Source organism: Rathayibacter sp. PhB152, from assembly GCF_003751395.1.
Lineage (GTDB): Bacteria > Actinomycetota > Actinomycetes > Actinomycetales > Microbacteriaceae > Rathayibacter > Rathayibacter festucae.
Genome location: NZ_RJUT01000001.1, coordinates 632,621 through 655,976, shown reverse-complemented (window position 1 = coordinate 655,976; position 23,356 = coordinate 632,621). Strand labels below are relative to the sequence as shown.

Here is a 23,356-nt window from a genome sequence, read left to right as displayed (position 1 = left end):
ACGGGGCGGTCGCGGCGTCAAGGGCGGGCGCTCCGGCGGCGCGGTCCGTAGCGTCGGAGGCGCGCGGTCGACCTCCGTCCGCGCGGAGAGGCAGTCATGAGCGACACCCAGAACGGCCCCGTCATGGACGGCGCCGAGGACGCGAGCAACGACGACAAGCTGAACGGTCTGATCGAGCAGGTCGACCACGACCACGGCGACGAGGGCGCGGGCGCCATGGCCGACGCGCTCCGCGACCGCGCCGACGAGACCGACACCGAGATCACCTCCTCCGACGAGACGGAGACCCGCACCGAGACGGAGTGACGGCGGCGCCGGCAGCGATGCCACCGGCGCGCGAGCATGCTGGTCGAGCCGCCCACAGGGCGTGCATGCTGGTCGAGTAGCCCCGCCAGGGGCGTATCGAGACCCGCCGTCACCAGCAGGGCGGGTCTGCAGACTCAGGTGCAGACGCTGGTGGATCTCGATCCGCCCGCTCCGCGGGCTACTCGATCAGCATGAGGTCGCCCGCCCCTCCGCTGGTCGAGCAGCCACCTCCGACGGCCCTCGCATGCTGGTCGCGCACCGTCCACCCGCCCATCCCCTCCGAGAGGCAGCCGTGCCCGACGCTCTCCTCGTGCCGCTCCTGCTCGCCGCGCTCGTCACCAACGGCCTGGCGGCGGGCTTCTTCTACGCCTTCGCCTGCGCGGTGATGCCGGGCCTGAGCCGGACCGACGACCGCGCCTTCGTCAGCGCGATGACCGCGATCAACGCCGCCGTGCAGAACCCGCTGTTCGCCCTGTCGTTCGCCGGCAGCGGTCTCTCCTCCGCCGCCGCGCTGGTCACCGCGCTCGTCGGCAGCGCCGGTGCCGTGACGACCAGCGCGATCGCGGGGGCCCTCGCCCTCGCCCTCCTCCAGTACGTCATCACCTTCGGGCGCAGCATCCCGCTCAACCTGCGCTTGGACCGCGCCGCCGCCGGTCCGCTCTCCGACGCCCGGCGCGGCTTCGAGCGCGCCTGGGTCCGCGCCAACACCGCGCGCGTGCTCGCCTCGGGTGGTTCGCTCCTCCTGCTCGGGATCGCCCTCGCGACGACCTGACCGCCGCTTCCGCCGATCCGCGAGCCCCTCGACTCCCCGAAGACGGCAGGCTGGTGAGCACCACCCCGATCCAGGAGAGACACCATGACCGCACCTCGCCGCGCCCTGATCCTCGTCGACGTCCAGCAGGAGTACTTCGCCGGACCGCTCGAGATCCGCTACCCGCCGCACGCGACCTCGCTGCCCGCCATCACCGTCGCGCTCGACGCCGCCACGGCTGCCGGTCTGCCGATCGCCGCCGTCCAGCACAGCAGCGGCGAGGGAGCACCCGTCTTCGCACCGGGCACTCCCGGCTTCGCGCTGCACCCCGAGATCGAAGGCCGCCGCAGTGATGAGTGGAAGTCGATCACCAAGCAGTTCGGCACCGTCTTCGCCGGCACCGACCTGCTCGCCTGGCTGCGCGAGCGCGACGTCGACACGATCACCCTGGTCGGCTACATGACCAACAACTGCATCCTCGCCTCGGCGGCCGAGGCCGAGACGCACGGTGTGAAAGCCGAGGTGCTCTCCGACGCGACCGGCGCCATCGCGATCTCGAACGCCGCGGGCTCCGTCGACGCCGAGACCGTGCACACCACCCTGCTCGCCCTGCTGAACTCGAACTTCGCGGCCGTCGCCGACACGGAGGCCTGGATCGACGCCCTCGCCTCCCGCGAGCCCCTCCCTCAGAGCGACCTCGGCAGCTCTGCCGTCGCGGGCGCCGCGCTGCCGCCGCGCTGAGACCTCGGTCGACAGGACCTCGCTCAGCGCGACAGGAGGAGCTGCAGAGTCACCCTGCCCGGGTTGAAGGGGCTGGGGTGCTCGCAGTAGACCGTGAACGGGACTCCGCGGGCGTCGCTCTCCGCCCAGTCGACGACCTCGAGGACGTCCCGCGCGCCGGTGATCCGGATCTCGTCGACCATCGTCTCCGTCTCGGCGAAGTAGACGCGGTACACCGGCGTGGTCACTTCGGCGTCCACATCACGGGGATCCACGGAGCTGGTGCGCATCTTCCCCCCCTCTCCTCCCGTTCAGCGTCTCACAAGGCGCCGCGACAGGCGTCCGCAACGCGTCAGCGGTCCGGCGGCGGCGGGAACGGGCGGGTCGAGCGCGGGGCGGCCGGGGGCAGGGCCGCGCGGGCGCGGTGCAGGGAGACGGCGGTGAGCAGCACGCGGGTGCGGGCCGGGGAGGCGTCGAGGGGGCCGATCAGGGACTCGATGCGGGCGAGGCGGTCGTAGAGGGTCTGCCGGCCGATGCCGAGGGCTGCGGCGGTGGCGGTCTTGCTCCCCCAGTGCGACGCGAACGACTCGAGGGTCGCGAGCAGCTCCGGGCGGCCGCGGCGCAGCGGGCCGAGCACCTCCTCCACCAGAGCATCCGCCTCGGCGTCGTCGCGGAGCGTGCTGGCGAAGCGCTCGAGCCGGTGCAGCCGCGCGTCGACGACGCCGCTCTCGGCGCGGGTCCACTCCCGCGCGCCGCGCACCTCCGCGAGCTCGCGCGGCACCCGCGCCACCGCGTCGGCGCCGCTGCCGACGCAGACCAGCGCGGCCGCCCCGGCAGCGGGCGGCCACTCGCCGAGCAGCAGCGCCCTCGCCCGCTCCCGCGCGGCGGCGTCCGCGAAGGCCAGCAGCGCGAGCAGCTCGCCGCCCGCGACGCAGACCACGCTCGCCGCGTCCGCTGACCCCCGCACCGAGCGGTCGAGCGCGGCGCGGACCGCACGGAGGGTGCGCTCGTCGTCGCCGACGTCCGCCCAGACACCGAGGAAGCACTCCCGCCCGCCGATCCCGAGCCGGCCGAGGAGCGCGTCGATCTGCAGCTCGGCGCTCGGGTCGGGGCGCGCCGCCGGCGCCGTCGCGACCGCGAAGAGCTGGGCGGTGAGCCGCTCGCGCGCGGTCGGCGGCCGCCGCCGGAGCAGGGCGATCGCCAGCACGTCCGGCGCACGGTCGAGCGCCACGGCCACGCCGTGCAGGTCGGCCTCGTCGTGGGCGCGGAGGTAGAGCGTGCCCAGCAGGGAGTCGCCGGCCCGCAGCACCCCGGACGAGGCGCCCGCGGTGCGCGCGGTGTCGACGCCGCGGCCGGGATGGGCGCGCACGATCTCCTCGCCCGCCGGCGAGACGAGCGCGGCACTGGCGCCCGTGGCGCTCGCGACGACCTTCAGCAGCTCGTCGATCCCGGCGTCCGCGGCCGCCGCCTCGCCGAGAAGTCCGGACACTCTGTCCGCCACCCGCAGGCTCCGGAACTTCTGCTCGGTGAGCCGGGTGTTGATGCTCTCGCAGACCTGCACGAACGGCACCCGCCGGGGCAGCGCGAGCACGGCGAGCCCGAGGTCGTCGGCCGCGGCGACGAGCGGAGCCGGGACACTCGGCAGCCGCTCGGACAGCTCGACGGCCAGGGCGCCGATCCCCGCCTTGACCAGGGATTCCACGTAGCGACGGCACTCCTCGGGATCCTGGTCCGAGGAGAGGTTCACGCCCTCCATCAGCAGCAGCTCGCCGCCCAGGAGCAGCGGCGCGACGTCGAGCTGCTCGCTGGCGTGCGCCCAGCGGATCGGCACCCGCGCGGCGGCCTCCCCGCCGGCGACCACGACCGGTCCGGCGGCCGCGAGCAGCGGGTCGAGGAGCGCCTCGGACAGCGGGATCACCATGCAGAACGTCCTCTCGCGTCACGGCGAATTTACACGGCGAGGCGGCCGCGGAAACCGCCCGCCGGGAGGGTGGACCCCGACCCGCCGCACTCCTCCACAGCCGCTCATCCGCAGCGCCGTCCACCGTTCCCCGCTCCGCCTCCCCGCTCCACCTCACGCTTCGAGAGGATCCACCCATGAGCTCCGACACCCTGCACGGCACGACCGACACCGAGGACGCGCTGACCCCGCTCCCCGAGAGCCGCCGCAACGCGCGCCTCGACGGCCAGTTCTGGATCTGGGCAGGCGCCAACATCGCCCCGATCAACTGGGTCCTCGGCGCGCTGGGCGTGAACATGGGCCTCGGCCTCTGGGACACGATCACCGTCCTCGTGCTCGGCAACGTCGTCGGCATGGCCGTCTTCGGCTTCTTCGTGCTGCTCGGCCAGCGCACCGGCGCGACCGGGATGCTCGTCGGCCGGGCCGTCTTCGGGCGGCGCGGCAACTACGCACCCGCCGTGATCCAGGCCGTGGTGGTGATCGGCTGGTGCGCGATCAACACCTGGATCGTGCTCGACCTGGTGATCGCGCTGCTCGGCTCCGTCGGCCTCGTCGATCCGGAGGCGGCCAACATCGGCTGGAAGGTCGCGGTCGCTGCGGTGATCATGGCGATCCAGGTCGCGATCTCGTTCCTCGGCTATAAAGCCATCGCCGCGTTCGAGCGCTGGACCGTGCCGCCGACGCTGCTGGTGCTGGCCGTGATGTCGATCGTCGCCTGGTTCTTCCTCGACATCGACTGGTCCTACGCCGGCCCGGCCGAGGGCGCCCTCACCGGCGGCGACCGGATCGCGGCGATGTCGATCGTGATGACCGCGATCGGCATCGGCTGGGGCCTGACCTGGCTCGCCTACGCGGGCGACTACTCCCGCTTCGTCAGCCCCCGCGCCTCGCGCCGGAAGCTCTACTTCGCCAGCGTGCTCGGCCAGTTCGTGCCTGTCGTCTGGCTGGGCGTCCTCGGCGCGACGCTCGCGACGAAGAACGGCTCGGTCGACCCCGGACAGCTGATCGTGGAGAACTTCGGCGCCCTCGCGATCCCGGTGCTGCTGCTCGTGGTGCACGGGCCGATCGCGACCAACGTGCTCAACATCTACTCCTTCGGGATGGCCACCCAGGCGCTCGACATCCGCCTCGGCCGCCGCGCGCTCAGCCTGATCGTCGGCGTGCTCGCCTTCGCGGCCTCCGTCTTCTTCGTCTTCCAGGACGACCTGGCGACGACGCTGGACGCCTGGCTCGTCGGCCTGGTCGGCTGGGTCGCTCCGTGGGGCGCGATCGTGCTGGTGCACTACACGGTGTTCGAGCCGCGGGTGCGCTCGTTCGGGCACCTCTTCGCGCCGGTCGGCTCGCCGCTGCTGCCGGACGTCCGCTGGCGCGCGCTGCTCTCCTTCGCGATCGGCGCGACGCTGACCTGGCTGTTCATGAACGGCTCCGTGCCCGCGCTGCAGGGGCCGGCCGCGACCGCGCTCGGCGGCGTCGACGTCTCCTGGCTGGCCGGCGGCGTCTCGGCGGGGCTCGCCTACCTGCTGCTCGGCCGCGGCGACGCCGCGTCCTGGGTGCGGAAGCGCGAGGCCCTGGAGCCGGCCGCGCGCGAGTCCGAGCCCGTCCTCGGGTAGCCGGCCCCGTCACTCCGCCCGCTCCTCTTCTCCCGCACCATCCGCTCCCGCTCCACCCTGTTCCCGCACCACCGCATCACGAACGGAACCGCCATGCCCCTCCTCATCACCGACGCCGCCGTCATCACCATGGACCCCGTCTCGGGCGCCGTCCCGATCACGGCGAGCATCCGGATCGTCGACGACGTGATCACGGCGATCGGCCCGGGGCTCGAGCCCGAGCCGGGCGACGAGATCCTCGACGGGCGCGACCGCCTCGTGACGCCGGGCTTCGTCAACGCGCACACCCACTCGTGGGAGTACCTCTACAAGGGGCGCTACGACAACCTGCCGCTCGAGCTGTGGATGCTGCTGTCGTATCCGATCCTCGGCGACAGCCGCGTCGCTCCGGACCTGATCCGGCTGCGCTCGTCGCTGTTCGCGCTCGAGTCGCTGAAGGCGGGCGTCACGACGCTCGTCGACGACGTGCTCGAGAACCCGGACCAGGACGCGGCGCAGCTGGCGGCGGTGTTCGACGCCTACGACGAGATCGGCATCCGGGCGAACATTTCCGGCCACGTGATCAGCAAGCCGTTCTTCGAGACCATGCCGTTCCTCGAGGAGCACCTGCCGGCCGAGCTGCTCGACTCGGTCCGCGGGGCGGCCCGGCCGACCACCGAGGGCTACCTCGACTTCAGTCGCACCGCCTTCGCCACCCAGCACGGGCGGGGCGGCGGACGGCTGCGCTACATGGTCGCGCCCTCGGCCCCGCAGCGCGTGGGCGCCGACCTGCTGGTCGGGGCGACGGAGCTGGCGCTCGAGCACGACGCGGAGTGCCACATCCACGTCCTCGAGACCAAGACGCAGCTGGTGACCGGGGAGGAGTTCCACGGCTCGACGCTGGTCGAGTACATGGCCGGGATCGGCGCTCTCTCCGCGAACACGACCTTCGCGCACGGGATCTGGCTGACCGACTCCGACATGGCGTCGATCGCGGCGGCGGGCACCTCCGTCTCGCACAACCCGATCTCGAACCTCAAGCTCGGCTCGGGCATCGCCCCGTGGCGGGCACTGCACGACGCGGGGGTGAACCTCGGACTCGGCACCGACGGCTGCTCGAGCAGCGACTCCCCGCGGATGCTCGACGTGATCAAGGCGGCGGCGCTGCTGCACAAGGTGACCGATCCGGACCTGTCGTCCTGGCCGACGGTGGCGGAGGTGCTGACCGCGGGCACGATCGGCGGCGCGCGCAGCGCCGTCCTCGGCGACGTCACCGGCAGCATCGAGGTGGGCAAGCAGGCCGACCTCGTGCTCTTCGACCTCGAGACGCTCGCCTTCACCCCGCGCCAGCGCCTGGAGAACCAGCTGGTCTACTCCGAGAACGGCTCGTCGATCGACACCGTGATCGTCGCCGGGCGGGTCGTCGTCGCGGGCGGCGAGTCGACGACCGTGGACGAGGCGGCGCTGCGGGCCGACCTGGCGGCGCAGCTCGGCGACATCGTCGCCTGGCAGGACGCCCTCGACCGCTCCAACGGCGTGCTGACCGAGCCGTTCCACCGCATGTACGAGCAGGCGATGCGCCGCGACGCCCCGATCGACCGCTTCAGCGGGAGGCGCCTGGTCTGACGGCGCCGAGTCCGGCAGCCCGCATCCTCGGCTCGTGGAACAGGCTCCGGCACGCAGAACGTGCGCGGTTCCGCGAGCCGGACGCACTTTCGCGAGCCGAACGCGCCCGCGCCGCCGCCCGCAGCCACCTCCGGCACGCAGAACCCGCCTCGGCACGCCGGATCCGGACAGTCCCGCGAGCCCGACGCGGTTCCGCGAGCCGAACGCGTCTTCGCGCTCGGGGCAGCACCCGAGGCCCGCGTCACCCGTCCGGGGCGGGATCGGACGGACCGGCGGCGCGTCGAGCCGGAGTGCGCCCCCTGAACGGGAACCCCCGTCCGGAGGAAGGTTCATTGCGAACAGGCGTTCGAACGCCCCGCCTAGGGTCGCAGCAGACGCGCCGGACTCCTCCGGCCGAGCTCTCGAGCGACTCCCCCACCGCAGTGCCGCGGTCAGGGCGCGAGCCGCTCCTCCGCCCTCGACGCCCGGAAGGACGCCCGTGCCGACGACCCCCGCGACAGCCCGCCCGCGCCGCTCAGGCGCGCGGCAGGCCGGCGAAGTTCGCGGCGCTGAGCTCCTGCACGGCGGGCAGCTTCGCGAGGATGGCGGCCGAGACGCTGTCGCGGTCGGAGAGGACGCGCTCGAGGGCGTCGCCCACGCGGCCCGCGAGTCCGGCACCCGGCTCGACGCAGAGGTACGGCAGCTCGAACATCGCCATCAGGCCCTCGACCTTGCCCTGGGTGGCGAGCGTGATCGCGGGGACGCCCTTCATCAGGGACATGATCGCCAGGTGCATCCGGCCGGTGACGGTGACGGTCGCGCGCTCGGTGAAGCCGCGCACCTCCGCCGGGGTGAGGACGTCCTCGACGAAGGCGACGCCGGTCGTGTCCGGCAGGGCCGCGTAGACCTTCCGGCAGGCCGCGAGGTCGTCCGGTCCGTGCTTGATGACGTGCGGGAGCAGCACGACCGCGAGGCCGCGGGCGCGCAGGCCGCCGATGATCTCCACGTAGGCGCCGGTCTGGTCGGTGTCGATCAGACCGGAGACGTTGACGATCGCGATGCCGCCGGTCGTGTCCAGCGCGGCGAGCTCGGTGCTCGCGCGGCCCTGGTCGACGGAGCGCGCCGAGAAGACGATGTCCGCCGAGGCCTTCGCGTCCAGGCCGTCGCGGCGGGCGCGCTCGACCGAGAGCGGGTCGCGGAGGAAGAGGGTCGTGCCGGCACGGTCCGCGTCGCGGAGCTGCGCGAGGGCACCGGGGTGCGCCTTGCCGTTCCAGCTGAAGCCGAGGACGCGGGTGTCCACGCCGGCCGACGCGGCGCTGCGGGCGACGAGCGCACGGCTGGTCGAGGCGCGGAAGTTGTAGGCGCCGTCCATGATGTCGGCGCCGACGATCGAGACCGACGCGGCGCCGGGCAGCATGGCCCGGAAGCGGCGCAGGTCGCGGACGAAGCTCGGCAGTCCGCCGTAGAGCAGGGTGCCCAGCGAGACGATCTCGACGCGGTCGGCCTGCTCGGCCGGGATGCGGAAGTCGCCCTTGTAGCGGGTGATCACGGTGATCGGCCCGGCCACGTTCTCCAGGAACGCGCCGACCAGCGCGGCGTCGCCGATGTTGCCGGCGCCGGGGGGCGCGATCAGGATCGCGCGACCCTGAGCACCACTGGCCCCGCCGGAGCGGCGGGCGCTGCGCAGGCGCGGAGCGTCGAGGAAGACGCCGCGCGCGCCGAGCGAGAGCACCGCCGGGCTCTTCAGCAGCGGGGCGGTGCGCTTGCGCAGCCCGCCCAGCACCGTCCGGACTCGCGAACCTACTCCGCTCACAGCGATCCCGTTCCCGGCCCCGTCGCGGAGCCGTGCTCATCGATGGCGGAGGCGGCCCGTCGCCGCATCCGTCCGTCAGGGCGCGAGCTGGGCGGCACGTGCATCGGTGGTGCTCGGCCGCCGGGGACGCTCCCGCCGCGCCCAGTGTACGGAGTCGTCCCCGGTTCGCCCGGCGCGCACCGCCGAGGCCCGGTGCGGCCTCCCCTCGTCTTCTCCCTTCTCCTCTCCCAGCCCCGAGTCCCCGCTCACACCTTCCCCGATTGGACACCACGCCCATGACTCGAACGCTCAGCGCGACTCTCGCCGCCCTGCTGGTCGTGATCGCCGCGTTCTTCGCGGCCGCGCCCAGCTTCGCGGCGGCGAACCGCTACGCCTCGCCCAACGGCACGGGAACGGTCTGCTCCGCAGCCGCTCCCTGCGCCCTGACCACCGCCGTCCAGAACGCCGCCGCCGGCGACACCGTGCTGCTCACCGCCGGCACCTACCCGACGACCACCCTCAAGGGCGGGAAGGCGACCGTCGCCGCTCCCGTCGTCGTCCAGCCGGCCCCGGGCGCCTCGCCCGTGCTCGGCTCGACGAAGGTCTACACGCCCAACACCGTGTGGAACGACATCTTCTCCAAGAGCACCTTCTACACCTACGGCTCGGGCATCACGGTGAACCGGATGCACATCGACGGCGCCGGCATCTTCGTGCGCAGCGCGAACGTCGTCGTCCGCGACTCGCTCTTCGAGAACGGCTCGTCGATGGACGGCATCCAGGTGGGCGGCACGGACAACGGGCTGATCGAGAACAACCTGGTCCGCAACTTCGACCAGAACATCGACAACGGCCTGCACGCCGACTGCATCCAGGTCTTCGAGAGCAACGACGTCACCCTCCGCGGCAACACGCTGATGAACTGCTACAACGCGGGCATCATCTTCTCCCCCGGCGGCGGCGACGGCATGACCGACATCACCGTGGAGTCGAACTTCGTCTCCGGCTGCATCGCGATCACCAGCGACTGCCGCGGCGGCTCGTCCGCGGACTTCCGCGAGGCCTCCGCCGACGGCATCTACATCCGCAACAACACCTTCGAGTCGGGCGCGCTGCGGGTCGGCGGGGCGAAGAACACGGTCTTCGACCGCAACATCGTCAGCTACCTCTCCTCCTGCACCAGCCCGATGACGAACACCATCGTCGAGAACTGGAACACCAAGCTCTGCAAGACGCCGTCGCTGCTCAACCAGCAGGGCAACGTCCAGGGCGCTCCGGCGCTCGCCTCGGTGGCCACCGGCGACCTGCACGTGCTGTCCGCGACCGGGACCCAGATCGCCGGATGGGGATCGACCACGTCGGCCCGCACCGACATCGACGGCCAGGTCATGGGCTCCCGCACCGCCGGCGCCGACCAGTTCGGCGGAGTGACCGCTCCGTCGCCGACCGCCACGCCGACCGCCACGCCGACGGCCACGCCGACCGCGACGGCCACCCCGACGGCGACACCGACGGCGACGCCGACCGCGACTCCGACGGCCACCGCCACCCCGACCGCGACCCCGACGCCGACCGCCACGCCGACGCCGACCGCGACGCTGACGCCGACCGCGACTCCGACCCCGACGGCCACGCCCGCCCCGGTCGATCGCACGGCGCCGACCGTCGCGATCGTCTCGCCGGGCTCCGGCTCGTCGGTCACCGGAGTCGTCAGCCTGATGGCGACCGCCGCGGACGACACCGCCGTGACCGGAGTCACGTACTGGGTCGGCACCACCAAGCTGGGCGACGCCGTGAAGGCGTCGGACGGCAACTGGTACCTCACGGTCAACACCGCGGTGTTCCCCAAGGGCACCTACTCGGTGACGGCGAAGGCCGTCGACGCGGCGGGCAACGCCACGACGAGCGCTCCGATCCTCCTGAAGCGGGTCTGACGCCCGGAGTGATCACCGCCTGAACGCCGGAGGGCCCCTGCGCAGTGCAGGGGCCCTTCGTCGTCCGCGGGTGACGGAGTCGCCGTCAGCCGGAGTCGCCGTCAGTCGGAGTCGCCGTCAGTCGGCGAAGATCGCGCCCACCGGCTCGCGCTTCTCCGCCTGGAAGCGGTCCTCGGCGCGGCCGAGTGCCCAGTAGGCCGAGAGCGAGAGCGCCGCGCGCTCGACGCCCCAGTCGTCCTGGAGGATCGCGCGGAGCCGCTTCATCGCCGTCCGCTCGCCGTGGGCGAAGACCTCGACGGCGCCGGCCGGGCGGGTGAGCTCCGCGACGGCGGCGGTCAGCGCCTGGCCCGCCTCCTCGTCGCCGCGGTGCAGCCAGCGCACCTCGACGCCCGCGGGGACGGTCAGCGGCAGCTCGTCCTCGGCGCCGTGCACCTCGATCAGCGCCGTGCCGCGGGCCTCGGCGGGCATCGCCTCCAGGGCCGCCGCGATCGCCGGCAGCGCCGACTCGTCGCCGAGCAGGAGGTTCGCGGCGTCCGCGCGGGGCATCCAGGCGCCGCCCGGGGCCGACATCTCGAGGCGGTCGCCGGGGCGCGCGGAGGCGGCCCAGGGTCCGGCCACTCCCTCGTCGCCGTGCAGGACGAAGTCGATCGCGAGGCTGCGCGCCTCGAGATCGACGGAGCGGATCGTGTAGGTCCGGCGCACCGGGAGCTCCTCGGGGGCGAGGCGGGCGCGCAGGGCGTCGAGGTCGTGCGGCGGCTCGAGCGCGACTCCGGGCGGGGCGAGCAGCAGCTTGACGTAGCGGTCGGTGGCGGCGAGCCGGTCGGGATCCGCGGCCTCGACGAAGGCGTCGAAGCCCTCGCCGCCGAGGTGCACGCGCACGAAGTGCTCGGTGAGCCGCTCGGTGCGCAGCACGGTCAGCACGAGCTGCGGGCGGGACGGGCGGGCGCGGCGCTCGGACGGCGCGGCGGGCGTGGTGGCGTCGGTCATCCCTCCAGCATGCCGCCCGCGCCCGCCCGGCGCGCTCGCTCGGCTCGGGCTCGCAGGAACCTCATGACCCGTCCGCAGTGCCGGCTTGCCGGGGCACCTCCGGCACGCGGAACCGTCTCCGGCACGCGAGAACCGTCGGATCCGACGAGCCGAGCCGCGATTCACGTGCCGGAGGCGTGAGGGGAGCGGCGCGCTCGGCCGACAGACGGCTCCGGCACGCGAGAACGCCTCCGGCACGCGGAAACCGCCAGATCCGACGAGCCGGACCGCGTTTCACGAGCCCGAGGTGCGACCGACGCGGACGTCGGCGCCCGCCGGGCATCTCCGGCACGCGAGAACATCCTCGGCACGCGGAACCCGCCGAATTCGACGAGCCGGACCGCGTTTCACGAGCCCGAGGTGCCGCGGGCGGAGCCAGGGACGCACCGCGAGCGTCGTGTGGCGCGAGGTGGGGGCGCCCCGGCGCGCGACGGCGCGCGGGCGCGGGCGGCCACGCCGTAGCCTCTCCCCCATGGATGCGACCACGACCGTTCCGCGCGCCGCGACCCTCGCACCCCGGCTGCAGCCGGACCGGGTCCTCGTGCCCGACGTCCTCCGCGGGGTCGCCATCCTGGCGATGCTGATCGCGCACGCGATGCCGCTCCTGCCGAGTCTGCGCGACGGAGCGGCCGGCTTCGCGGCGGGGAACATCAACGACCTCGCGTCGCCGCTGTTCGCCCTGGTGATGGGGATGTCGGCGGCTCTGGTCCTCGCGCGGCCCGGCGCCTCCGGCGGGCGGGTCGTCGTGCAGAACCTGATCCGCGGGGCCGTGCTCGTCGCGCTCGGCGTCTGGCTGGGCGGCTGGGGCAGCTGGATCGCGATCGTGCTGCCGCACCTCGGGCTCACGCTCGCGCTCGGGACGCCGATCCTGCTCCTGCGCAGCCGCCTCGTCGCGATCGTCGCCGCCGTCGTGCTCGTGGCGGGTGCTCCGCTGAACGCGCTGGTCGCGGCGTCGGTGGACCCGGCGGTCCTCTACGCGCGGACGCCCGTCGGATTCCTGCTGCAGTGGAGCTTCGTCGATCCGCACTACCGCCTGACGAACCTGCTCCCGTTCCTCCTGCTCGGCGCGCTGCTGCTGCGGCACGGCTTCCGGCGCGACCGCCTGCTCGCCGTGCTCGCCGTCGTCGCGGTGCTGGCTTACCCGGTGCGGCCGGCGCTCGACCGGCTGATCGGCCTCGAATCCGTCTCGGGCAGCCACCCGGACACGCTGCACGACCTCGGCCTGGTGCTCGCCGCCTACGTCGCCGTGGTGCTGCTCGCGACGGTCCGGCGGCGGCCGGCGAGCACCGTGATCGCGGCGGTGCTCACGCCGTTCCGCGCCGTCGGCTCGCTCGCGCTCTCGGTGTACGTGCTGCAGGTGGCGGTGGTCGCCGCCTTCGCGACCCAGGGCCTCGGCTACGTCGCCGACACTCCCGGCGCGGCCCTCCTCCTGGTGCTGGGAGTGTGGGCGGTCGCGGTGCTGTGGTGGCGCTTCGTCGGCATCGGGCCGCTGGAGTGGCTGATCGGCCGGCTGACCCGGCTGGTGCCGGTGCCGCGGCGCTGAGCCGCCGGCGTCATCCCGAGCCGCGTCACTACCAGCTCTCTCAGCGGCCGTATCCCGCGTCCCGGAGTGCCTGCTCCGCTGCGGCTGCGACCTCCGCCAGCAGTCTTCTGAGCGCCGCCTCGACCATCGCCCGCACCCGGATCCTCAACCCTTCCGAGATCACCGGGTAGACCTCGCGGAGGAAGACGTGCAGGAGGAGGCGGCCCTGCTCGTCGACGACGATGAAGTCCGCGCCATCGGTGTCAGGGCGTGCGATCTGCACGGAGAAGCCGCGCTCCGCCTCCGCAATCGCAGGCCGGGCGCTTTCGAGCCGCAATGCTTTCGTGAATGCAGACCGACTCCGCCGATAGCCCTCCTGGACCCGATACGACACCTCGCCATTGACCGCGGAGAGCGAGAGAGACGACCGCAGAACTGTCGAGTCCCGCGCGGACTGCACCTCGTCGGACACCAGCCCTGTGAGCCGGTCCGCCACCTCGTCGAGGACCTCGTGCTCCAGCCCGCCGCGGCCCGTGAGGAGGACCTCGAAGGCGGAGAGCTGATCCGCGAGCTCGGGCGTGCGCGCCGTCTCCAGCTCGGCTCGGATCAGGTTGATCGTGTCGATCACGCAGTCGCGGAAGAAGACCGTGAACTGCTCTCCGCGCTTCGCGTCCGCCGCCTCGAGAGCATCGAGGTAGCGCGCCTTCTGGTCGGCGAAGATCACGATCGGTACCCCGTACGCCCGGTAGAGGAAGACGGAGGCGAGAGCGCGCGACACCCGCCCGTTCCCGTCCGGAAAGGGATGGATGCAGACGAAGGCGTAGTGCGCATAGGCCGCTTGGATCACGGCCGGCGCCTCGAGGAACTCCGCCGATCGCAACTCTGCGACGAATCGCTCCATCTCCGGGACGACGTCCGCCGGCGAGGCGTAGCTGTGAAAGTGGTTCGACGCGAGGTTCAGCGGGTTGTTCGGATCCTTCTTGTACGCGCCGGTCTGGAGCGGGCGCTCCTGCCAGCCGACCGAGGTGAGGACCCGGTAGGTGTCCTGCGAACGGCAGAGCACCTCGTGCAGCCCTCGGATCCAGTACTCGCTGATCGGGACGTTCGCCGTGGCGGCATCGAGGACGTGCTCGTAGCCGGCGAGCTGGTCCGCGATGACCCGTGCGACCGCCTCGCCCTTCTCCTGCGGGATCCGCGCCCACGCGACGGTCGTCGCGGCGACGGTGTACGTGAATCCGCGATCCACCTCGTACAGGTTCTCGATCGCGCCGGTGTCCACCGCCGCCCACTTGTTGGTGATGTCGAGCATCCGGCTCCAGAGCTCAGGTGAGCTCTCCGCACGATCGGCCGTCAGCATCTCGCCGAAGTCGTTCACCAGGTGGACGTCGGCGCGGCGTCCCTCCCACTCCGGGAAGCTCGGGAAGGGCTCGTACGGGCCCGTGATCGGCTCTGTCCCATCGACCATGTCGTCTCCACTCGCTCTGCACAGTCGGCGCGCTCGAGGCGTCGTCTTCTGGATGCGTCAACTCTTCCATCGACTGACCGGGGAGTCGCAACGCTCCGCCCGATCGAGTCCCATCAGCGCCAGGGCACTCGAGCGGGCTCGTCAGCTCTCGACGACCGGCAGCTCGGCGACCGCGACGGCGCCGCCGCTCTCGTCGGTGATCTCGATCGAGGCGACGGAGGCGCGCAGCACGGCCGCGTTCATCGCGCAGTCGAGCTCGGCGGTGCTGCCGAGGAAGGAACCGGAGGGCAGCCGCACGCCCGTCGCCGTGACGAGGACGACCTCGTAGCTCTCGCCGACGGCGAAGCCGCTGCCGCGCAGGATCGTCTCGGTGCCCCAGGTGTGCGCGACGAGCTCGGCGTCGATGTCGAGGGCCGGGTCCTCGGCGAACGCGATCGGCTCGACGGCGCCGAGCGTGCCCGGTCCGCCCTCTGGCGGTCGGTCGCCGAGCGATTGCAGGGCGAGACCGCCGACGGCGCCGAGCGCGACGCAGGCGGCCGCGGCGGTCACGCCGAGCGCGATCCGGCGACCGCGCGCGGGACGCTTCGGCGCACCCCGCTCCTCCGCATCGCGGGCATCCGGGAGGGCCACCGGCGCCGGGCCGGCGAGCGCCGCGACCCGCGCGCGCAGGTCCGCCGAGGGCTCCGGCTCCTCCCAGCGGCCGACCCCGCCCAGCCCGGAGAGCACGGCGCCGAAGGAGGCCAGCTCCTCGTCCACGCTCTGGTCCTCGGCCCGCAGGCGGTCGAGCTCGGCGGCCTCCCCGGGCGACAGCTCGCCGGCGAGGGCCGCGGCGATCAGCTCCTCGCGACGGCCGCCCTCGTCCGGGCCACCGCTGCCGGGTCCACCGTCGCCGGGTCCGCCGGTGCCGGGTCCGCCACTGCTGGTCACGATCGGTCCTCCGGAGTCGGGTCGGGCGCCGCGAGATGCGTGCGGAGCGCCTTGAGAGCGTAGAACGTGCGGGTCCGGAGCGTCGCGACCGCGACCCCGGTGGCCGCGGAGACCTCGGCGTAGCTCTCGCCGCGGAGGTGGATCGCGACGACGACCTGCCGGTGCTCGGGCGAGAGCCGGGCGAGAGCCTCGACCATCATCAGCGACACGAGGGGATCGACGTCGTCGCCGGGGACGTCGTCGAGCACCTCGGCCGGCACGATCCGCGGCAGCCGCTGCAGGGAGCGGTGCGCGTCGACGACCACGTTGCGGGCGATCGCGAACAGCCACGTGCGCGGGCTCGCACGCTCCGCGGCGTAGCGCTCGCGCGAGCGCCAGGCGCGCAGGAAGGTCTCCTGCACGCAGTCCTCGGCGAGACCGCGGTCGCGCAGGGCGTTGACGGCGAAGCCGAGCAGGGCGGACCCGTGCTCGTCGAACGCCGCGGTGAGATCGAGGGGCGAGGAGTCGCCGGGCGGGGGATCGAGCGGCGGGGGATCGAGAGGCGGGGCGGCGGGTCCGGCGGCGGGCACGGGCGCCGGGCGCGGGTCGGGCTGCGTCATCGCGGTGCGGTCCCCTCGTCGCCTCGTCGTCGTCGGCCCGGTCGTCTGCAGCCCGCTGATCGTCGGCCCGATCGCGGTCGGCCCGATCGTCGTCGGCATCGTCAGCGCCGCGAGTGCCATCGGCGCCTCCTGTCCCGACCGGCCGGGCGGCCCGTCACAGGGGGTACGGAGCGGAGGAGCGAGACGTTCATCCCGCACTGCGGTCGAGTCTATGAGAAGGATCTCAGACAGCGGGGAACGGGTGGGCTCAGCTCCGCGGCGCCCGGCCCCGCGGCGCCCGGCTCCGCGGAGCGAACGCGCCGAGGGCGTACACGAGTAGGAGCAGCGCCATCGCGACTCCCGACGCGACCGCCGCCAGCACGGCCGCGTCGCCGCTGCCGACGAGCAGCCCGATCCCGCCGAGCACGACCAGCGCGCCGCCGAGCAGCGCGAACATCCGCTCGGAGAACGCCCACGCGAACGGGAGGAAGTGCAGCCCGACCACGAGCGCGATGAGCGCCGGGCGCAGCTCGCCGCGACCCGCCGCCTCGAGGGCGCGGCTGCCGACGGCGATGAGCGCGAACTCAGCGACGACGCAGGCGCCGTAGACGGCGAGCCGGGCGGGCTTCGGCGGCGCGAAGGACCCGAGCGGGCGCGGCCGGACGAAGAGGAACCAGAGTGCGGCGGCGACGGCCGCGGCGACGAGGACGCGGGCGACGAGCGCGACGGGCTCCGCGGGCGAGTACGAGAACGCGAAGACGACCGCGCCGGCCAGGCCGACGACCGCACCCAGCCGGCGCGGGTCCGCGAAGACCGGCGGGCCGCTCTGCTCCGATGCCATCCGGGCAGCCTCGCAGATCCCGGACGGCAGCGACAGCCGCCGGCGTCCCGAGCGAGCACCGGCGGACGCGCCGAGCGGCCGCGGTCCGATCAGGAAGCGGTTCCGAGCTCCTCGATGTCGTCCACACCGGCGGCCGCGGCCTCGCGGCGTCGCGCGCGCAGGGACGGCGCGAGCAGCGCGGCGACGATCGCGAGCGCTCCGACTCCGGCCGAGGCCCAGAAGCCGACGGTGAACGCCTCGTCCGTCGGGGCGCCCTGCGGAGTGACGCTGGAGGAGATCAGCGCGGCGATGACCGCGGTGCCGATGCTGCTGCCGATGGTGCGCAGGACGGTGTTCGCGCTGATGGCCTCGCCGGTCTGGGCGGCGGGGACGCTCTCGACGATCGCGTTGGAGGTGGCCGCGAGGGCCATGCCGATGCCGATGCCGGTGAGCACGCCGGACACGAGGATCTGCCACTCCTCGCCGTGGCCGAGCGCGGGGAGGACGAACGCGATCGCGACGGCGACGCCTCCGGTGATCATCGGGATCTTCGGCCCGACGCGGCGGATCATCGCCCCCGCGACGACGCCGGAGACGACCATGGCGACGACCGTCGGCAGCAGGAACAGGCCCGCTTCGCTGACCGACTTGCCGAAGCCGTAGCCCAGCACCGTGGGCAGCTGGAGCAGGGTCGGCACGAGGATGAAGGTGCCGAACATCGCGAAGCCGAAGGCGAGCGCGACGATGTGCGCGGTCCACACCCCGCGGTGCCGGAAGAGGCGGACGTCGATCAGCGGCTCGGAGACGCGCAGCTCGACCAGCACGAAGGCGACGAGGGCGACCGCGCCGAGCACGAGCAGGCCGATCGTCTTCGCGTCGTCCCAGCCCCAGTTCTGGCCCTCGCTGATGGCGAGGAGGAGCGCGACGAGGCCGATCGAGAGGATCGTCGTGCCGACGAGGTCGAGCTTGCCCGGCGTGCGCACGGGCGATTCCGGCATCCCGAAGACCGCTCCGAGGAGGGCGACGGCGACCAGCACGGCGGGCAGCCAGAACAGCCAGTGCCAGGAGAGCGCCTCGACGATCGGGCCCGCGGCCACGATGCCGACTCCGGCGCCGATGCCGAAGATGGCGGACAGCAGCCCGATGGTGACGCTGACGCGCTCCCGGGGCAGCTCGTCGCGGACGATGCCGATCGACAGCGGCATCACCGCGCCGGCCGCGCCCTGCAGGACGCGTCCGACGATGAGGACGCCGAGGTTCGGCGCGATCGCGGCGACGACCGTGCCGACCAGCAGCAGCGACAGCACCACGATCAGCACCTTGCGTTTGCCGACCATGTCGCCGAGGCGACCGAGGATCGGCGTGAGCACCGAGGCGGAGAGCAGGTAGGCCGTCAGCACCCAGCTCGCGTCGCTCGTGGCCACGCCGAGGTCCTGCCCGATCGTGCCCAGGGCGGGGGCGACCAGCGACTGCAGGACGGCGAACGAGAGACCGCCGAGCGAGAGGTAGAGCACGATCGCGGTGCCGCGCGGCTTCCGCTGCGGCGCAGCGCTCTCGGGCGGGACTCCGGTCGGCACCGAGCCCGTCGCGGCGGGCTGGCTGGTGGTGGACATGCGTCTCCTAGGCTGGTGAGCGGCTTGTAAACAGATGCTGACTTGTCGAGTGTAGCCAGCGCGGCACGCCTGTCAACACGTGTTTACTTGTCCTCGGCTAGGTTGGTCGACGGGAGTGGGACATGAGCACTGACAGCGAGGACATCGGCGCAGCGGTCTCCGGCTGCGACGCCGACGACGAGCTCGTCCGCCCGGGCCGGGACGCGGAGGCGACGAAGCGCGCGCTGATCCGGGCCGCGCGGCGCCGGTTCGCGACCGACGGCTACCGCGCGACCACGGTGCGGCACATCGCCGCCGACGCCGGAGTGAACGTGGCCCTGATCAACCGCTACTTCGTCTCCAAGGACGGCCTCTTCGAGGCGTGCATGCGCCGCACCTCGGACGAGCTGGAGTCCGAGACCCCTGACGGCCCCGCGGATCTCGACGCGATCGTCCAGCGGCTGATCGGCCACGTCCTCCGCGCGCCGAACAACGACGACCCGCTGCAGCTCCTCCTCCTGCTGCGCTCCTCGGGCGACTCGACCGCGGACCGGATCCGCCGGGAGACCCTCGAGGAGTTCACCCGCCGGCTCGCCGTCGCGGCGGGCTGGCGCCCGGACGACCCGCGGACCGCCCCGGTACTGGTCCGAGCCCAGCTCGCCATCGCCACGATGATGGGCGTCACCGTGATGCGCACCTCCGCCGCCGTGGAGCCGATCGCCTCCGCCGCCGACGAGGATCTCCGCGAGCCGCTGGACCGGATGTTCCGCGTCCTCCTCGGCGCGGAGTCCGCGACGACCGAGCCGCGCTAGTCCGGGCCGGAGTCGTCGCCGCCCCACTCGGGGGGCGCGCCGGCACTGCGCGGCGGGGCGTGCCGCCTGCCAGGATCCCTCGTGGGCCCTCTTCCCCCGGGAGCCCCTCCCCCGCCGCACGAGAGGCCGCCATGAACGACGTCCGCACCCCCGCCAGCCGCCCCGCCGGCCGCCCCGCCCCCCGTGGCGTCTCCCGCCGGGCGGTCACCACCGCCGCCGCCTGGACCGTGCCCGTCGTGGCCGTCGCCGTCGGCACCCCCGCGGCCGCCGCGTCCGGCCTCGACGTGGGAGCCTTCGTCCTGAACGGCACCTGCGGCAGTCCCGGGATCCTCGGCCCCGGCTTCACGCTCACCGCAGGCTCCGCCGACCTGCCGGTCGGGACCACGATCACCATCGTCGGCAGCGGCGTCGCGAACATCGGCGTGTTCACGGCCACCCCGAGCATCGCGACGATCACTTCCCCGAGCAGCACCACCCGCTTCGTCACCCTCACCGGTCCGCTGCCCGCGGGCTCCACCCTGGGCCTGCGCACCACCCTCTCGATCACCAGCGCCTTCACCCTGAACGCGACGGTGACCCTCCCCGAGGGCTCCGTCGGCACCGGAGCGAAGAGCACGGCGTCGGTCAGGTCCGACCGGGTGTTCTGCACGGGCAACTGACTGCACGGGCGACTGACGGCAAGCGGGTCGATCGCCGAAGATTGATGAAGATTGCCCCGAATGAGAAAATCCTCATCTTGTGCAATCGATGGCAATCGTCGCCCCGGGGCGCTCACACGTCGGAGGTGCGGCGGCGGATCAGTACGGGACCGTCAGCGACAGCACCGCGACGTCGAAACCCGGCGCGGTGATGACCAGGTCCGCCACGGGGACCGGACTCTGCGTGCGATCGTCGCTGGCGATCAGCAGCAGCAGGATGCCGGACTCCTCGCCCGCCGCGAGCGCGGGGTCGTAGCGGAGGGCGATGCGTCCCTCCGGGAAGCCGTCGGCGTAGCTCCACTGCTGTCCGTTGAAGCCGGCGAACGAGTAGCCGCTTCCCGGATCCTGGAGGACGACGATCACGGATCCGCCCTCGAGCGGGGCGGAGCCGGTGTTGGTCGCGTAGACGCGATACGCCGTCGAGGCCGACGCGACGTCCTCCGCGGGACCTTCGGCGCGAGCGCCGAGCGGAGGGAGCGTGCCGCTCGCCGCGGCGGACGGTGCGGAGACGGCGAGCGCGATCACGGGAGCGGCCCAGGCCGCTCCGACGAGGGTGCGGCGCGCGAGCGACGCGGGGGGAGCGGTCAGGTCGGGCACGGCGGGGTCCTCTCGGCGGGGGTCAGGGCCGAGCGTAGATCGGGGCGGCACCGCCGGGGAAGCGGATCCGGGCGCCGGGCCCTACTCGGGGGTGGGCGCGTCGCGGGTGGAGGGGTGAGGGACGAGGCGCGGGACCAGCCGCACGAGCACGACCATGCCGATCAGCTCGACGAGGGTCTGCGTCACGACGACCACGGGTGCGAGTGCCAGCGGCGCGGGGAGCGCGAGTGCGAGCGGCAGCACCACGAGGGAGTTGCGGGTGGCGCCGCTGAACACCAGCGCGCGGGACGAGGGGACGTCGAGGCGGACGAGCCGGGCGACGCCGAGACCGACCGCGACCATCACCGCGAGGAACGCGGCGTAGAGGGGGACGAGGACGAGCAGCCTCCCGGCGGCGGCACCGACGGCGCCGATCTGCGAGGCGACGACGACGAGGAGGGTCGCCGCCATCAGCGGCACCATCAGGCCGAGCATCGTCGATTCGACGACCCGCCCCGCGTGATGCCGGCGGCCGAGCGCCTGCACGAGCGCGGCGGCGGTGAGCGGCAGCACGATCAGCAGCAGGAGCGCCCGCGCGAACGGGGCCACCTCGACCACGGCGACGCCCTCCGGCCCGAGGAACAGGAGGAGGTAGAGAGGGAGGAGCAGGAGCTGCGCGAGCATCAGCAGCGGTGCCGCGGCGAGCAGCCGGTCGGACGCGCCGCCCGCGAGGCCGGCGAAGACGATCACGTAGTCGATGCAGGGCGTCAGCAGCACCAGCAGCACCCCGAAGAGCAGCGCCGGGCTCTCGGCGACGAAGCGGGACAGCCCGAACGCGACGACCGGGACGACCACGAAGTTCAGGACGCCGACCGCGGCGAGGAAGCGGACGTCCCGCAGCGCGCGGCCGAGCGCCGCGAACGGGACGCCGAGGAACGTCGCGAACAGCAGCAGCCCGAGCACCGGCTCGATCGCACCCTCCAGGTGCAGCGCGGCGGGCAGCAGCAGCCCGAGCACGGCGCCGGCGGCGATCGCGCCGAGGTACACGGCGACCTGCCGCCGCTCGAGCCGCGCGACGAGCGCGCTCACGGTCGGGGGCACGGCGGACGGAGGGGCACACGCCAACGCTAGAGGCTCGGCGCGTCATTCCGACCGAGCGCTCGACACGCCGCGTTCACGCCGGCCGAGTAGCCGCCTCCTGCGGCCCACTCATGCTGGTCGAGTAGCCGCCTCCTGCGGCGTATCGAGACCCACCACCACCGATCCGGGAGCGAGCCTCCTCCACACTCGGGTTCCGACGATGTTGTCCCCGATCAGACCGTAGTTCCGACCTCAGTGTCGGTGACTCCTGCTTCAATACGCGTATGTCTGAAGATGAGAATGCGGCAGCACTCGCGGAGGTGCGCGACTGCTTCACCGACGCCGCGGCCGCCGAGCGCGCCGCATCCCCGACGCGCCTGAGGGCCGCGGAACGGATGCACCGCGGCTGCCGCGTCGCGCTCACCGTCCCGGAATCCTTCGCCCGCGGCGCGACCCGCAGCGAGACCCGCGACCTCGTCGAGCGCTCCATCCGCGCCGAGCTCGCGGTGACGCTCGGCGTGTCCGAGCGGGACGTCTGCCGACGCCTCGAGACCGCGCAGATGCTGGTGGAGCACCTGCCGCTCACCCGTGCGTTGCTCCGCGACGGCCGGATCCTCTGGGAGGTCGGCGAAGCGATCTGCAAGACCGCGAGCGGCCTCCCGGAGAACTCCCGCGCGGCACTCGACGAGCTCGCCGCAGACGCCGCCCTCACGATGACGACCACACAGCTGCGCCGCGCCCTGCCCCGCTGGCGCGAGGAGCTGCACGAGCAGCCCCTCGCCGAGCGGCACGCTCGCGCCCGGGAGGACCGCGCGGTCTGGGTCACGCCGGACGTCGACGGGATGGCGACCCTCTGCGTCCACGCTCCCGCGCCGGCGGTGACGGGCGCCTACGACCGGCTGCGGCGCATCGCCCGCACCCTCCGCGACGACGGCGACCCACGCACCCTGCAGCAGTTGAGCGCGGATGCGGCCGTCGATCTGCTCTGCGACGGCGACATCGCCGGCACGACACCGAACGAAGAGCACCGACCCGACCCGACGTTCATCCCCGGCATCCGCGCGGAGGTCCGACTGACCCTCGCCGCCTCCACCGCCGTCGGCCTCGACGACGCTCCCGCGGACCTCGACGGCTACGGCCCGGTCCCCGCCGAGATCGCCCGCGAGCTGATCCGCACGGCCGCCTCCTTCACCCGCGTCCTGACCGATCCGGAGACCGGCGCCGTCGTCTCCGTCGGCCGCACCCACCGCGTCCCGCCACCGCAGATGCGCCTGCACCTGCAGCTGCGGGACCAGACCTGCCGCTTCGCCGGCTGCACCCGCCCCGCCGCCACCAGCGAGGCCGACCACACCCTCGAATGGCGCAACGGCGGCGAGACCTCCCTGGAGAACCTCGTCTCGCTCTGCACGTCCCACCACCACATCCGGCACGGGGACCAGTGGACGTACGTCAGACACGACGACGGAACGATCGTCTGGACGAGCCCGACCGGCCGGCGGATCAGCAACCGGCCACCGCCGCTCCCCGGACGGCCGCCCGACCCGCCGCCGGGGCCGCGCTTCGACACTGTGCCAGCACCGTTCTGACGGTGGGGGATCTCGAT

The 23,356-nt window shown here is 73.3% G+C and carries 21 protein-coding genes; 10 read left to right on the top strand and 11 right to left on the bottom strand.

The window, feature by feature from the left end; all coding sequences use genetic code 11:
• Nucleotides 1-96: 96 nt before the first annotated feature.
• The 3 genes from EDF36_RS02870 (at nucleotide 97) to EDF36_RS02860 (ending at nucleotide 1,798) form a co-directional block, all read left to right on the top strand.
• Nucleotides 97-306, top strand: a complete 210-nt coding sequence (locus tag EDF36_RS02870) for a hypothetical protein (protein ID WP_123705674.1) — start codon at nucleotides 97-99, stop codon at nucleotides 304-306.
• Nucleotides 307-598: 292 nt separating this feature from the next.
• A complete protein-coding gene (locus EDF36_RS02865) occupies nucleotides 599-1,078 on the top strand; it encodes a DUF1772 domain-containing protein (RefSeq protein ID WP_221181593.1) in 480 nt (159 codons plus the stop codon).
• An 84-nt stretch (nucleotides 1,079-1,162) separates the two neighbouring features.
• Nucleotides 1,163-1,798 (top strand): isochorismatase family protein, encoded by a 636-nt coding sequence (locus EDF36_RS02860; protein WP_123731812.1) that lies wholly within the window; start codon nucleotides 1,163-1,165, stop codon nucleotides 1,796-1,798.
• 23 nt (nucleotides 1,799-1,821) lie between these two features.
• Here EDF36_RS02860 and EDF36_RS02855 read toward each other — a convergent pair whose 3' ends face one another.
• Nucleotides 1,822-2,067 (bottom strand): hypothetical protein, encoded by a 246-nt coding sequence (locus tag EDF36_RS02855; protein ID WP_132435113.1) that lies wholly within the window; start codon nucleotides 2,065-2,067, stop codon nucleotides 1,822-1,824.
• Between the two features lie 62 nt (nucleotides 2,068-2,129).
• Nucleotides 2,130-3,698 carry a PucR family transcriptional regulator gene (locus tag EDF36_RS02850; protein ID WP_123731810.1) on the bottom strand — a complete coding sequence of 523 codons (1,569 nt, stop codon included), beginning with the start codon at nucleotides 3,696-3,698 and terminating at the stop codon, nucleotides 2,130-2,132.
• A 176-nt stretch (nucleotides 3,699-3,874) separates the two neighbouring features.
• On the opposite strand from EDF36_RS02850, the gene EDF36_RS02845 reads away from it, so the two are divergent.
• Together EDF36_RS02845 and EDF36_RS02840 are read left to right on the top strand one after the other, a co-directional pair.
• The gene (locus EDF36_RS02845) at nucleotides 3,875-5,347 is read left to right on the top strand and encodes a cytosine permease (protein ID WP_123705679.1); all 1,473 of its coding nucleotides are present in this window, start codon (nucleotides 3,875-3,877) and stop codon (nucleotides 5,345-5,347) included.
• Between the two features lie 93 nt (nucleotides 5,348-5,440).
• Nucleotides 5,441-6,952 carry an amidohydrolase family protein gene (locus EDF36_RS02840; protein WP_123731809.1) on the top strand — a complete coding sequence of 504 codons (1,512 nt, stop codon included), beginning with the start codon at nucleotides 5,441-5,443 and terminating at the stop codon, nucleotides 6,950-6,952.
• Nucleotides 6,953-7,466: 514 nt separating this feature from the next.
• Here the strand turns inward: EDF36_RS02840 and EDF36_RS02835 are convergent.
• On the bottom strand, nucleotides 7,467-8,714 hold the full coding sequence (locus tag EDF36_RS02835) for a polysaccharide pyruvyl transferase family protein (protein ID WP_123731808.1): 1,248 nt from the start codon (nucleotides 8,712-8,714) through the stop codon (nucleotides 7,467-7,469).
• A 305-nt stretch (nucleotides 8,715-9,019) separates the two neighbouring features.
• Here EDF36_RS02835 and EDF36_RS02830 point away from each other — a divergent pair, with 305 nt between their 5' ends.
• Nucleotides 9,020-10,657, top strand: coding sequence for an Ig-like domain-containing protein (locus EDF36_RS02830; RefSeq protein WP_123731807.1), 1,638 nt, complete (start codon nucleotides 9,020-9,022; stop codon nucleotides 10,655-10,657).
• Nucleotides 10,658-10,774: 117 nt separating this feature from the next.
• Here EDF36_RS02830 and EDF36_RS02825 read toward each other — a convergent pair whose 3' ends face one another.
• Complete coding sequence (locus EDF36_RS02825) at nucleotides 10,775-11,644, bottom strand: siderophore-interacting protein (RefSeq protein ID WP_123731806.1); 870 nt, start codon at nucleotides 11,642-11,644, stop codon at nucleotides 10,775-10,777.
• 511 nt (nucleotides 11,645-12,155) lie between these two features.
• On the opposite strand from EDF36_RS02825, the gene EDF36_RS02820 reads away from it, so the two are divergent.
• A complete protein-coding gene (locus EDF36_RS02820; RefSeq protein WP_123731805.1) occupies nucleotides 12,156-13,226 on the top strand; it encodes a DUF418 domain-containing protein in 1,071 nt (356 codons plus the stop codon).
• A 40-nt stretch (nucleotides 13,227-13,266) separates the two neighbouring features.
• Here the strand turns inward: EDF36_RS02820 and EDF36_RS02815 are convergent, their stop codons facing one another.
• The 5 genes from EDF36_RS02815 to EDF36_RS02795 all read right to left on the bottom strand — a co-directional run bounded on the left by EDF36_RS02815 (nucleotide 13,267) and on the right by EDF36_RS02795 (nucleotide 18,608).
• Nucleotides 13,267-14,670, bottom strand: a complete 1,404-nt coding sequence (locus EDF36_RS02815; protein WP_123731804.1) for a Fic family protein — start codon at nucleotides 14,668-14,670, stop codon at nucleotides 13,267-13,269.
• A gap of 141 nt (nucleotides 14,671-14,811) precedes the next feature.
• Nucleotides 14,812-15,597 carry a hypothetical protein gene (locus EDF36_RS02810; protein ID WP_123731803.1) on the bottom strand — a complete coding sequence of 262 codons (786 nt, stop codon included), beginning with the start codon at nucleotides 15,595-15,597 and terminating at the stop codon, nucleotides 14,812-14,814.
• Nucleotides 15,594-16,316: a sigma-70 family RNA polymerase sigma factor gene (locus EDF36_RS02805; RefSeq protein ID WP_260300491.1), complete on the bottom strand. Its 723-nt coding sequence runs from the start codon at nucleotides 16,314-16,316 to the stop codon at nucleotides 15,594-15,596. Before EDF36_RS02805 ends, EDF36_RS02810 begins: the two co-directional genes overlap by 4 nt.
• Nucleotides 16,317-16,443: 127 nt before the next feature.
• Nucleotides 16,444-17,016, bottom strand: a complete 573-nt coding sequence (locus tag EDF36_RS02800; RefSeq protein ID WP_123731802.1) for a DUF7010 family protein — start codon at nucleotides 17,014-17,016, stop codon at nucleotides 16,444-16,446.
• 89 nt (nucleotides 17,017-17,105) lie between these two features.
• Nucleotides 17,106-18,608: an MFS transporter gene (locus tag EDF36_RS02795; protein WP_123705688.1), complete on the bottom strand. Its 1,503-nt coding sequence runs from the start codon at nucleotides 18,606-18,608 to the stop codon at nucleotides 17,106-17,108.
• A 122-nt stretch (nucleotides 18,609-18,730) separates the two neighbouring features.
• Here EDF36_RS02795 and EDF36_RS02790 point away from each other — a divergent pair, with 122 nt between their 5' ends.
• Nucleotides 18,731-19,399, top strand: coding sequence for a TetR/AcrR family transcriptional regulator (locus EDF36_RS02790; RefSeq protein WP_123731801.1), 669 nt, complete (start codon nucleotides 18,731-18,733; stop codon nucleotides 19,397-19,399).
• A 131-nt stretch (nucleotides 19,400-19,530) separates the two neighbouring features.
• Nucleotides 19,531-20,058 carry a hypothetical protein gene (locus tag EDF36_RS02785; RefSeq protein WP_123705690.1) on the top strand — a complete coding sequence of 176 codons (528 nt, stop codon included), beginning with the start codon at nucleotides 19,531-19,533 and terminating at the stop codon, nucleotides 20,056-20,058.
• Nucleotides 20,059-20,196: 138 nt separating this feature from the next.
• On the opposite strand, the gene EDF36_RS02780 is transcribed toward EDF36_RS02785, so the two are convergent.
• Together EDF36_RS02780 and EDF36_RS02775 are read right to left on the bottom strand one after the other, a co-directional pair.
• Nucleotides 20,197-20,694, bottom strand: a complete 498-nt coding sequence (locus tag EDF36_RS02780) for a hypothetical protein (protein ID WP_123731800.1) — start codon at nucleotides 20,692-20,694, stop codon at nucleotides 20,197-20,199.
• Nucleotides 20,695-20,775: 81 nt separating this feature from the next.
• Nucleotides 20,776-21,762 (bottom strand): bile acid:sodium symporter, encoded by a 987-nt coding sequence (locus EDF36_RS02775; protein ID WP_123731939.1) that lies wholly within the window; start codon nucleotides 21,760-21,762, stop codon nucleotides 20,776-20,778.
• A 275-nt stretch (nucleotides 21,763-22,037) separates the two neighbouring features.
• Here EDF36_RS02775 and EDF36_RS02770 point away from each other — a divergent pair, with 275 nt between their 5' ends.
• Nucleotides 22,038-23,339, top strand: coding sequence for an HNH endonuclease signature motif containing protein (locus EDF36_RS02770; protein WP_123731799.1), 1,302 nt, complete (start codon nucleotides 22,038-22,040; stop codon nucleotides 23,337-23,339).
• Nucleotides 23,340-23,356: the final 17 nt, after the last annotated feature.